This window comes from Rhodococcus sp. 14C212, from assembly GCF_011058195.1.
GTDB classification, from domain to species: domain Bacteria; phylum Actinomycetota; class Actinomycetes; order Mycobacteriales; family Mycobacteriaceae; genus Rhodococcus; species Rhodococcus aetherivorans.
The window spans coordinates 1-10,265 of the sequence record NZ_JAALEH010000135.1 but is presented as its reverse complement, the minus strand read 5'-3'; the positions used below and the strand labels follow the sequence as shown (position 1 = coordinate 10,265).

Sequence of the window (10,265 nt, the reverse complement as noted above, 5' to 3'; positions counted from 1 at the left end):
GGGCAAGGCCGGGCGGGAGGTGGCGGGGATCGACAAGATGATCGAGATCAAGATCTCCTACGACACCGATCCGGAGCGGGCGCTCGAGAACACCCGGTTCTGGGCGCCGTTGTCGCTGTCGGCGGAGCAGAAGCACTCGATCGACGATCCGATGGAGATGGAGGCGGCGGCCGATGCGTTGCCGATCGAGCAGGTGGCCAAGCGGTGGATCGTGGCGTCGGATCCGGACGAGGCGGTCGAGCAGGTCGCGGCGTATGTCGACGCCGGGCTGAACCATCTGGTGTTCCACGCGCCGGGGCACGATCAGCGGCGCTTTTTGGAGTTGTTCGAGCGTGACCTGGCGCCGCGCCTGCGTGCGTTGGCCTGATGCGGCTGCGCCGCCGGTGTGTCCTTCGGGCTGTTCCGACCGCCCGAAGGACACACCGGCGGCGGAGCCGCCTTACGAAGGGAGAACCTATGCCCGCGCCCAAGCTGTTGACCTTGCCCCCGGCGATCGCGGAGTCTTGGGACTGGCAGCTGCAGGCCGCCTGCCGGGACACCGATGCTGCGACGTTCTTCCATCCGGAGAACGAGCGAGGCGAGGCGCGCACCGACCGCGTCCGCGCCGCGAAGCGAATCTGTCAGACCTGCCCTGTACTGACACAATGTCTCCGGCACGCGCTCGAGGCCGGGGAGCGGCACGGTATCTGGGGCGGGATGTCGGAAGAGGAGCGCCGCATCCTGCTGCGTAGGGCGAGAAGGTCACCTCATAGCCTGGAGCCATGGCAAGTGGCCGTCTCTCCGAGATCCGCACGGGTGTCCGCGACTCCTGGGCAGTCGGTCTCGGCCTGATCCCGCTCGGCCTCGCATTCGGGGTCGTGCTCACGCAGGCGGGTTTCGACTGGTGGTGGGCGCCCGTCTTCTCGACGGTGATCTACGCGGGCTCGATGGAGTTCCTCGCCGTCGGTCTGATCGGTGCGGTGACGCCGGTGGCGTCGATCGCCGCGGCGACCCTGCTCGTGAACTTCCGGCACGTGTTCTACGGGCTGTCGTTCCCCCTGGAGAAGATCCGCAGCCGGCTCGGCCGGGCGTACGGTGTCTACGCCCTCACGGATGAGACCTATGCCATCGTCGCCACCAAGCGCCGCGACGAGCTGACCGGCACGCGGATGCTGAGCGTCGCGGCGACCTGCCAGCTGCTGTGGGTCGTCTCCGGGACCGCCGGCGCCCTGATCGGTGCGGCGCTGCCGGCGGGGCTGTCGGGCCTGGAATTCGCCCTCACCGCGTTGTTCGCCGTGCTCGCGCTCGACGCCTTCCGCCTCGGGCGGGACCTGCCGGCCTCGGCCCTCGCGGTGGTGTGCGGCCTCGTCGGGGCGGCCGTGTCGAAGGACGGCATGCTGGTGATCTCGCTGGGACTGTTCGTCGCGTGCCTGCTTCTGCGGTTCGTCTACCGCAACAAGGTGGCCCGTGCCTGAGCCGGTACCGGGCGCCGGCTATGTCGTCGCTGCCCTGATCGTGATGTTCCTCGTCACCGTGGGCCTGCGGGCGGCGCCGTTCGCCGCGCTCGCCCGGCTGCGGGAGTCGGACGTGGTGGGCTACCTCGGCGCCGCGATGCCGGCCGGCGTGATGGTCATCCTGGTGATGTACACCCTGCGCGACGTCGGGCCGGCGACGTGGCTACCGGCGGTGCTGGGCCTCGCGGGAACCGTCGCGGTGCACCTGTGGCGCCGCAGCGCGGCGCTGAGCACCGTGGCCGGAACCGCGATCTACGTCCTGGCCGGGGCGTTCTGGAGCTGAGCGGTGCGAGCGTCGACCGGTGCGGGGACCGTGCCGGGACGGCGGGAACGTGCCGCGACGACCGCTGCGACGAGGACCGCGAGACCGGTGACGCACTGCGCGTTGCCGAGGGTCTGCTGGATGGCCGACTCGACCCAGCCGTGCGTGGAGGTGTCCTCGAGCAGGTAGTTGGGTCCGACGAGGAAGACCAGCGTGGCCGGCAGCAGCACGGGTAACCACGAGCGGTACCGCGGAGCCAGCGCGACCGCGACGAGCAGCACGCTGTATGCCCAGTGGTGCGTGACCGCGATGGGCGCTGCGAGCAGGGTCGCCAGCGCGATCACCCCGAGGGCGACGACGTGCTCGCCGGCCCGGGTGAAGCGGTGGGCGGCCCAGAGCGCCGCTACGACGACGAGCGCGACGGCCGCGAGCCACGCCGCGGTGTAGGCATGGCCCTCGAGGCCGAGCCGGGAGAGCAGGCCGCTGAGCGCCTGGTTACGGAAGAAGTGCTGGTCGCCGGCCCGGTCGGTGGCCCAGGCTTCGGTGGTCCAGAAGTACACGGAGGATTCCGGGCGCAGCCAGTACGCGAAGCCCGCGACGGCGAGGAACGCCCCGAAGGCGCGCGCTGCGGACGGCATGTCTCGACGGAGCAGGAACAGCACACCGAAAGCGGCGGGGGTCACCTTGACCGCGGCGGCGAGCGCGATCCCGACGCCGCGGAACCGCTGCGGGATCACGCCGAGGACGTCGGCGACGACCAGAGCCATGAGGATGATGTTGATCTGCCCGAACAGGAAGTTGGACCGGATGGGTTCGAGCCAGAGCGCCACGCCCAGCGCGGCGGTCGCGACCAGGTTCGCGCGCCGGACGTCCATGCGGTCGAGCGAGACCTTCAGCACCCACCACACCAGGCCGATCAACCCTGCGGTCCACAGCACCTGCATCAACGTCGCGTTCAGCATGGGGAGCGGAGCGAAGAGGAACGCCGCGAACGGCGGATAGATGAACCGGAAGCCCGAGTTGGTGTGGAAGCCCTCGGTGTAGAGCGGGGTGTGGTGCAGGAAGGCCCACCCCGCGTCGCGGAAGACGGACAGGTCCATGAGGTATCCGGTGACGGCGTTCTCGAGGTGGACACCGATCACGATTGCCGTGACCACCAGCCCCACCCCCACGAGCAGGGAGTACCCGGGCCGGGCACGAACTTCGGACAGCAGCACGGACGATCACCTCCGCTTGTCGGGACAGGAACCTCCCGGATACGTTACACAATCGTTGTCTTCGGGGCCGGGTACGTGGGTTGCCTGGTCTCCCATCGCGTTTCCGGCCGGTTTGTCCGGTTCGAGCGATTCCGTGCGACGCGTGCAGCATGCAGTCGAGACGAAATCGCGATCTCTACGTCGTCTCCTAGATATGGACAGAAACTCCTGTCGAGCCCGAGGAGCTGCTGCCGCACCTGCGTCGCGCCCGCGATCTTGCGGACCGGGAGTACGCGCAACCCCTCGACCTCGCCGGGCTCGCCGCCGCCGCGGGGGTCTCGAAGTACCACTTCCTCCGCTGCTTCACCGCCGTGTACGGCAGGACGCCCGGGGTCCACCTCACCGAGCGTCGCATCGAGCGGGCGCAGGACCTGCTGCGTGCGACGAACCTGACCGTGACGGAGATCTGTCACCTCGTCGGGTACAGCAGTCTCGGGTCGTTCGGCACCCGGTTCCGTCAGCTGGTCGGTGTCACTCCCACCGAGTATCAGGCCGCCTTCGCCGAGCCCGGGGCGCCCCGCATCCCGGGTTGCTGGGTGTTCATGCACGGTCTGAGCGACCGCCGTCGAACTGCGCAATTTCGGAGAAGCCCGCACCGCTCCCGTCGATCTACGGTCGAGGTGTGCCGCACCACCGACCCGGAGGACACGCCATGATCACCAACATCTCCCTCTTCACCCTCTATGTCACCGATCAGGACGAGGCGAAGAAGTTCTACCTCGACACGCTCGGGTTCGTGGAGACCGCCGACGTGGCGATGGGTGAGGGCTTCCGCTGGGTGACCGTCGCGCACCCGGACCACCCGGAACTCGAGGTGACGCTGATGGTGCCCGGCCCGCCCCTCGGCCCGGACATGGCCGAGGCGGTTCGCCGCGCGCTGGCCGACGGCTCCATGGGCGGTTTCGGGCTCCGCACCACGGACTGCCACAGGACCTACGAGGAGCTCACGGCCAAGGGGGTCGAATTCACCCAGCCGCCGTCCGAGCGTCCCTACGGTGTCGAGGCCGTGTTCCGGGACAACTCGGGAAACTGGCTCGTGCTGGTGGAGCCCCGCCAGTACACGCCCGACGAGTCCCGTTGATTCGGAATTCTCCGGCTTTCTCGCACTTTCCCGAGAGAGGGATATAAAGACGCAGATCCGCGTGGGGAGGCCACCCGGACGCACCGGCGGTACCCTCCTGTGCGGCGCCGGGCCGTCCGGCACGGTGACGCACGGGAGGGAACCCATGACACGGCAGGCGCCGGTGATCGCGCTGCTCGCTGCGGTGCTGGCGGCGACGCCGGCACATGCTGCACCCGCCGAGCCCGCGACGGACGGGGTACCCGGCAGCGGCCCGTGCGCGAGCGACACGTGGCAGCACGAGTCGCTGATCCCGAAGGACCTCGACATCCCGGTGCCGTACCCGGTGATCACCACCGTGCCGTACCCGGCGCCGGAACCGGAGTCCGTACGGATCGATCCGCCGCCGCTACCGGTCGACCCGTGCACCGATCCGTGCCCGGACCTGACCGACGAGCCGGCCACCCCGGATCCGGTCTTTCCCCGGATCGCCCTGAAGCCCAGTCCCTTCCACCTCGGCATCCCGGTGCCCGGCGAGGGGGCCGAGCCCCTGCCGCCGCTTCCGGCGCCCGAGACCCCGCCGATCGAGCCCGCCCCGCAGGCGCCCGCGCTCCCGGCTCCGCGGGTCGTCGAGGTCTCCACCGTCGCCAAGCAGACGGGCGCCGGATCGGTCACCCGGACCGACAAGCGCTGGCAGGTGTACGGCACCGATCTGGGCATCATGTGGGAGTCGGAGCCCGGCCGGATCGCCGTCGCGTTCGGTGACACCGTCGGCAAGGGCTTCCATCCGCCGGGCGGGCAGGGCGGCGACTGGCGCAGCAACGTGCTGGCCTTCTCCACCGACCGCGATCTCGCCGACGGGATGAGCTTCGACTCGATGGTGCAGGACTCGCGGTGCCACGCCGCCGAGATCCTCGGCAGCCGCAAGCTCGACAACGTCGAGATCACCACGATCCCGACGTCGGGCTTCGCGATCGGCGACCGCCAGTACCTGACGTACATGTCCATCCGGACCTGGAACAGCATTCCCGGCACGTGGTGGACCAACCACGGTGGCATCGCGTACTCGGACGACGGCGGTTCCACCTGGACCAAGGATCCGTACGCCAAGTGGGACAACATCTTCGGTGTCACCGACTTCCAGGTGGCCGCGGCGGTGCCGGCACACGGGTACGTGTATCTGTTCGGCACCCCGAATACCCGGCTCGGGGCGGTGGCGCTGGCCCGGGTGCCCGAGGACCGGGTGCTCGAGCCGGGCGCCTACCAGTACTGGCGCGACGGAAACTGGACCCCCGTCGGCGGATACACCGCGGCGACGCCGGTTGTGCACGGCCCCGCGGGGGAGTTGTCCGTGCGTTACGACGCCGCAGCGGACCGCTGGCAGATGACGTACCTGGACACCGCCAAGGCCGCGATCGTCGTGCGGGAGGCCGGGTCGCCTCAGGGGGTGTGGTCGGAGAGCACGCGGCTGGTCGGCGTGGAACAGCACCCGGAGCTGTACGGCGGGTTCGTCCATCCGTGGTCGACGGACGAGGACCTGTACTTCATGCTCTCGACGTGGTCGGACTACAACACCTTCCTGCTGCGGGCGAGGATCGAGCGCTGACCCGCGCGCACATGTGCCCGGACCGAATGTCACATGGGGTCGATTGGATCGAACCCATGTGACATTCGGTCACGAGGCTCGCGAGCGGAAGCCTCCTCCAACGCGGCGAGGACCGGGTGCACATCACCGGGTAGGCCACCGGGAAGCGGTCCCGGCCATGCCTGCTCGACGTCGCGAACAGACGCGGAGAGACGGTCGAAGAGTTTCTTGCCCCGCACGCTCAAATAGACCCGGGTCTTCCGGCGATCGTGGGCATCGACCTCGCGGTATACCGCCGCGACGGAGACCAGGCGGTCGACGACCCGAGTGAGTGTCGGCGCCGGGGTCTGGGTCCGATCGCGCAGTTCGGCCATCGTCAGTCCCGGCCGGACTGCGAGTGCCTCGAGTACGAGGAAGTGGTCCATGTTGAGCTCGTCGGACGAGAGGACGGTCTCGATCGACTGCGCGGCGAGGCGTGCGGCGAGGACGAGCGCGGTCGTCGCAGATGCTTCCATCGATGTGGCAACACCCTTGTCCGACATGACAGCCCCCGAGCTATTGCATAGTTCGCGCCTCACCAATAATACTTCCAAGTGAAATGATAGCCTACATGCGGGTCGTGGCCCGCGGTGCCGTGAGGGCATCGACGTGAGCGCGTTGCTCGATCGTGCACGCGCGTCACAGTGGCGTGTGGCCATGGTGGTACCGCTGCAGGGGCCGGCCGGTCTGTTCGGCCCGTCCTGCGAAGCGGTGAGCGAGTTGGCGGCGCGCGACCTGAATTCGTCGGGAGGCGTCCTCGGCCGCGAGGTCTGTGTCCAGATCGTGGACGGAGGTGGCGACCCTCGGCGGATCGCCACCGAGATTCGTCGTCTTGTGTCCACTCGTTCGATCGATGCGGTCAGCGGCTGGCACATCTCGTCCGTGCGTCATGCCATCGCCCCGGTGGTGACCGGCCGCGTTCCGTACGCCTACACCTCCCTCTACGAGGGAGGCGAGAGCCGCGGTGGCGTCTACTGCTGCGGCGAAACCCCCGCGCAGCAGATCGCGCCTGCGCTGAAATGGTTGCGGGAGAACGTAGGGACGCGTCGCTGGTTCGTCGTCGGGGACGACTACGTATGGCCCCGCGGTTCTCTCGGTGCAATACGCATGTACGCGCACGAGTTCGACCTGCAGATCGTCGGCGAGTCGTTCGTCGACCTCGGGCGCGCCGACATGAAACATGTCGTGGACGCGGTCGCGGCTTCTCGGTGCGACGGGGTGGTGATGCTCCTGGTCGGCCAGGATGCTGTCGAGTTCAACCGGGCCTTCGCGCGGCGAGGACTCGCCGACCGGGTCGTCCGGTTCAGCCCTCTCATGGAAGAGAACATGCTGCTTGCGAGTGGGCCGGCGGCGACGAAGAACCTCTACGTCGCCGCCGCCTACTTCCGTTCCTTGGTCGACGCCGACTCGATGAATCTGCTCACCGGGTACGTAGCGATGCACGGGCCGCACGCGCCCGCGCTGAACAATGCCGCCGAGTCGTGCTACGAAGGCATGAACACCTTGGCCAATCTCGTGGCCCGCGCTGGAACGGCGGATACGGCCGATCTCGACGACGTGGTGGACGGGGCTGCGTTCGACGGACCACGAGGCACGGTCGAGTTCCGAAATGGAGTGGCTCGACAGAGGATTCACTTGTCCATCGCTGACGGCGTCGACTTCGAGGTTCTCACGGCGTTCTGACGAACACTCGTTGACATGTGTGGCGCCGGACACTACTTTCATTCGAAACAGTTCCATTTGGAAGTAAGGCGAGGTGTCCGGTGGGCAATGTCGGTTTGCTGTACGTGGGAGCGGTCCTCCTCGTCAACGGGTTGATGCTTCTCTCCGTCGTACCTGTCAGGTCGGCCGCAGTGTTGAACCTGTTCGTCGGCGCGCTGCAGTGCGTCATACCTACCGCCCTGCTGATCCAGGCCCAGGGGGACACGGCGGACGTTCTGGCCGCATCCGGCCTGTATCTGTTCGGGTTCACCTACCTGTACGTGGGAATCGTGAACCTGGCCGGACTCGAGCCGCAGGGCATCGGATGGTTCTCCGGCTTCGTCGCGGTCGCCGCCCTCGTCTACTCGGCGTTGTCGTTCACCATTGTCGGCGACCCCGTCTTCGGGGTCATCTGGCTCTCGTGGGCGTTCCTGTGGGCGTTGTTCTTCCTGGTTCTCGCTCTCGAGTTCGACGGACTCACCCGATTCACGGGTTGGGTTGCGATCCTCCTCAGCCAGCCGACATGTACCGTCCCGGCGTTCCTCGCCTTGACCGGCAGCTTCCACGCCACCCCGTTCACCGCGGCCGGTTGGGGGTTGGTCCTCGCCGTCCTCGTGGGGATCGCCGCTGCGCTCGGCTTCCCTGCATCATCTCGTCCCGACGAAAAGCCTTCCCGCCAATACAGTCCCGTCCACAACTGAGCCCGGCGAACGCGCCGGGCGAACTCGAAGAAGGAGCACGATATGCGACACGGAGACATCTCCTCCAGCAGCGACACCGTCGGCGTCGCGGTGGTCAACTACAAGATGCCGCGCCTGCACGACAAGGCCGGGGTGCTCGACAACGCACGACGCATCGCCGACATGATGATCGGGATGAAGTCGGGCCTGCCCGGACTCGACCTGGTGGTGTTCCCCGAGTACTCGACGCAGGGAATCATGTACGACGAGCAGGAGATGTACGCGACTGCAGCGACCGTCCCCGGCGACGAAACGGCCATCTTCTCGGCGGCGTGCCGGGAGGCCGACACGTGGGGCGTCTTCTCGATCACCGGTGAGCAGCACGAAGACCACCCGGCCAAGCCGCCGTACAACACCCTGATCCTGGTGAACAATCGGGGCGAAATCGTCCAGAAGTACCGCAAGATCCTGCCCTGGTGCCCGATCGAGGGCTGGTACCCGGGCGACACCACCCACGTCACCGACGGCCCCAAGGGACTGAAGATCTCCCTGATCATCTGCGACGACGGCAACTACCCGGAGATCTGGCGTGACTGCGCGATGAAGGGTGCCGAACTGATCGTGCGTTGCCAGGGCTACATGTACCCCGCGAAAGACCAGCAGGTGCTGATGTCGAAGGCGATGGCGTGGGCGAACAACTGCTACGTCGCCGTCGCGAACGCCGCCGGGTTCGACGGTGTCTACTCCTATTTCGGGCACTCGGCGATCATCGGATTCGACGGACGCACCCTCGGTGAGACCGGGGAAGAGGAGTACGGCATCCAGTATGCCCAGCTGTCGGTCTCGGCCATCCGCGACGCTCGCGAGAACGACCAGTCGCAGAACCACCTCTTCAAGCTGCTGCACCGCGGCTACTCAGGTGTCCACGCCGCCGGCGACGGAGACAAGGGAGTCGCGGACTGCCCGTTCGAGTTCTACAAGTTGTGGGTGACCGATGCTCAGAAGGCTCAGGAACGTGTCGAGGCCATCACGAGAGATACCGTGGGAGTGGCCGACTGCCGAGTCGGTTCGCTGCCCGTCGAAGAGACCGCCGAGGCGTAGCCGCGGATGCCGGGAGCTCAGATGCCCTATCTCACCGACATGTTCCACGACCAGAATCGCACTCGGGTGAAGATCGCGGAACCGGCCGACGCCCCAGGCGGCGGCAAGGGTGATCCGACGATGCTGTCGCACCGGCTCAACGCCGGCATCGTCGGGCAGCGGCCCGCGGTCGATGCGGTCGTCCGCGCCGTGTCGCTGGCACGGGTCGGCGCGCACGACCCGACCCGTCCCCTCGCCAACATCCTCCTCGTCGGGCCCACCGGAGTCGGCAAGACCGAACTCGTTCGTCGAGTCGCGTCGGAGTTGCGGTCCGGACCCGACGACATGTGCCGGATCGACATGAACGCGCTCGCCCAAGAGCACTACGCCGCCTCCTTCTCCGGAGCTCCACCCGGGTACGCAGGCAGCAAGGAGTCGTTCACACTGTTCGACAGGAGCAAGATCGAAGGCGACCCGTACACCCCGGGAATCGTGCTCTTCGACGAGGTGGAGAAGGCAGATACCACCGTTCTGAGAGCGCTCCTGCAGATCCTCGACCACGGGGAACTGCGGCTCGCCAACGGCCAGCACACGATCTCGTTCCGCAACAGCTACGTGTTCCTCACGTCGAACCTCGGATCCCGCGAGGTGGCGCGAAGAAGACGCGCCCCGTGGGCGCGGTTGGCTCGCCGCGCAGGATGGGGGCCACGGTCGGAGGGCAGCCGCGTCGTCGTTCGGAACGCGGTGGAACGATTCTTCGATCCCGAGTTCTTCAACCGCCTCGACGACACGGTGGTGCTGAACGAGTTCGACGACCGAACGGCTGAGGAACTGACGCGCCGGGAGATCGAGATCGTCACACGTCGACTCGCCCGTCGAGCGATTGCGGTCGACATCGGATCCGACGTCGTCGCCCTCGTATGCACCCGAGGATTCGACCCCGTATACGGAGCACGAGGACTTCGGCGCACCATCCGAAACCTGGTGACCGAGCCGATAGCAGCAGCGGTGCTCGAGCATCGGCCACACGATTCCGCACGACTGACTTTGTCGGTCACCGCCATCGACGGCGAGATCCGCGTGACCCGCCGAGCCTCCCCCGACCACCC

The 10,265-nt window shown here is 67.5% G+C and carries 13 protein-coding genes; 11 read left to right on the top strand and 2 right to left on the bottom strand.

What is annotated here, in order from left to right:
• The 4 genes from G6038_RS28830 to G6038_RS28815 all read left to right on the top strand — a co-directional run.
• The coding region (locus G6038_RS28830; RefSeq protein ID WP_165042098.1) for an LLM class flavin-dependent oxidoreductase at positions 1-367 on the top strand (367 nt) is incomplete at its 5' end.
• On the top strand, positions 367-831 hold the full coding sequence (locus G6038_RS28825) for a WhiB family transcriptional regulator (RefSeq protein WP_346772945.1): 465 nt from the start codon (positions 367-369) through the stop codon (positions 829-831). The genes G6038_RS28830 and G6038_RS28825, both read left to right, overlap by 1 nt.
• On the top strand, positions 762-1,454 hold the full coding sequence (locus tag G6038_RS28820; RefSeq protein ID WP_165042094.1) for an AzlC family ABC transporter permease: 693 nt from the start codon (positions 762-764) through the stop codon (positions 1,452-1,454). Before G6038_RS28825 ends, G6038_RS28820 begins: the two co-directional genes overlap by 70 nt.
• Positions 1,447-1,776 (top strand): AzlD domain-containing protein, encoded by a 330-nt coding sequence (locus G6038_RS28815; RefSeq protein WP_102800027.1) that lies wholly within the window; start codon positions 1,447-1,449, stop codon positions 1,774-1,776. The genes G6038_RS28820 and G6038_RS28815 overlap by 8 nt, the downstream gene beginning before the upstream one ends.
• Here the strand turns inward: G6038_RS28815 and G6038_RS28810 are convergent.
• Positions 1,746-2,972, bottom strand: coding sequence for a glycosyltransferase family 87 protein (locus G6038_RS28810; RefSeq protein ID WP_165042092.1), 1,227 nt, complete (start codon positions 2,970-2,972; stop codon positions 1,746-1,748). The genes G6038_RS28815 and G6038_RS28810 overlap by 31 nt on opposite strands.
• Positions 2,973-3,163: 191 nt before the next feature.
• Here G6038_RS28810 and G6038_RS28805 point away from each other — a divergent pair, with 191 nt between their 5' ends.
• From G6038_RS28805 to G6038_RS28795, 3 genes are all read left to right on the top strand, one after another.
• Positions 3,164-3,667, top strand: a complete 504-nt coding sequence (locus tag G6038_RS28805) for an AraC family transcriptional regulator (protein WP_165042100.1) — start codon at positions 3,164-3,166, stop codon at positions 3,665-3,667.
• Positions 3,664-4,092 (top strand): VOC family protein, encoded by a 429-nt coding sequence (locus tag G6038_RS28800; protein ID WP_165042090.1) that lies wholly within the window; start codon positions 3,664-3,666, stop codon positions 4,090-4,092. Before G6038_RS28805 ends, G6038_RS28800 begins: the two co-directional genes overlap by 4 nt.
• Positions 4,093-4,237: 145 nt before the next feature.
• Positions 4,238-5,677 (top strand): DUF4185 domain-containing protein, encoded by a 1,440-nt coding sequence (locus G6038_RS28795; RefSeq protein ID WP_165042088.1) that lies wholly within the window; start codon positions 4,238-4,240, stop codon positions 5,675-5,677.
• Positions 5,678-5,706: 29 nt separating this feature from the next.
• On the opposite strand, the gene G6038_RS28790 is transcribed toward G6038_RS28795, so the two are convergent.
• Positions 5,707-6,171 carry a MarR family transcriptional regulator gene (locus tag G6038_RS28790; protein ID WP_240918820.1) on the bottom strand — a complete coding sequence of 155 codons (465 nt, stop codon included), beginning with the start codon at positions 6,169-6,171 and terminating at the stop codon, positions 5,707-5,709.
• Between the two features lie 181 nt (positions 6,172-6,352).
• On the opposite strand from G6038_RS28790, the gene G6038_RS28785 reads away from it, so the two are divergent.
• The 4 genes from G6038_RS28785 to G6038_RS28770 all read left to right on the top strand — a co-directional run.
• Entirely contained in the window at positions 6,353-7,378 is a 1,026-nt protein-coding gene (locus tag G6038_RS28785; RefSeq protein ID WP_206025794.1) for a substrate-binding domain-containing protein, read from the top strand.
• An 80-nt stretch (positions 7,379-7,458) separates the two neighbouring features.
• Complete coding sequence (locus G6038_RS28780; RefSeq protein ID WP_165042082.1) at positions 7,459-8,097, top strand: AmiS/UreI family transporter; 639 nt, start codon at positions 7,459-7,461, stop codon at positions 8,095-8,097.
• A 42-nt stretch (positions 8,098-8,139) separates the two neighbouring features.
• The gene (locus tag G6038_RS28775) at positions 8,140-9,177 is read left to right on the top strand and encodes an aliphatic amidase (protein ID WP_165042080.1); all 1,038 of its coding nucleotides are present in this window, start codon (positions 8,140-8,142) and stop codon (positions 9,175-9,177) included.
• Between the two features lie 21 nt (positions 9,178-9,198).
• Positions 9,199-10,265: AAA family ATPase (locus G6038_RS28770; RefSeq protein WP_165042078.1), on the top strand; the 1,067-nt coding region annotated here is incomplete at its 3' end.

Excerpts from the sequence above, each read along its gene's own strand:
- G6038_RS28825 (WP_346772945.1), top strand. The coding sequence starts at position 367 with ATGCGGCTGCGCCGCCGGTGTGTCCTTCGGGCTGTTCCGACCGCCCGA.
- G6038_RS28820 (WP_165042094.1), top strand. The coding sequence starts at position 762 with ATGGCAAGTGGCCGTCTCTCCGAGATCCGCACGGGTGTCCGCGACTCC.
- G6038_RS28800 (WP_165042090.1), top strand. The coding sequence starts at position 3,664 with ATGATCACCAACATCTCCCTCTTCACCCTCTATGTCACCGATCAGGAC.
- G6038_RS28795 (WP_165042088.1), top strand. The coding sequence starts at position 4,238 with ATGACACGGCAGGCGCCGGTGATCGCGCTGCTCGCTGCGGTGCTGGCG.
- G6038_RS28790 (WP_240918820.1), bottom strand. The coding sequence starts at position 6,171 with ATGGAAGCATCTGCGACGACCGCGCTCGTCCTCGCCGCACGCCTCGCC.
- G6038_RS28785 (WP_206025794.1), top strand. The coding sequence starts at position 6,353 with ATGGTGGTACCGCTGCAGGGGCCGGCCGGTCTGTTCGGCCCGTCCTGC.
- G6038_RS28775 (WP_165042080.1), top strand. The coding sequence starts at position 8,140 with ATGCGACACGGAGACATCTCCTCCAGCAGCGACACCGTCGGCGTCGCG.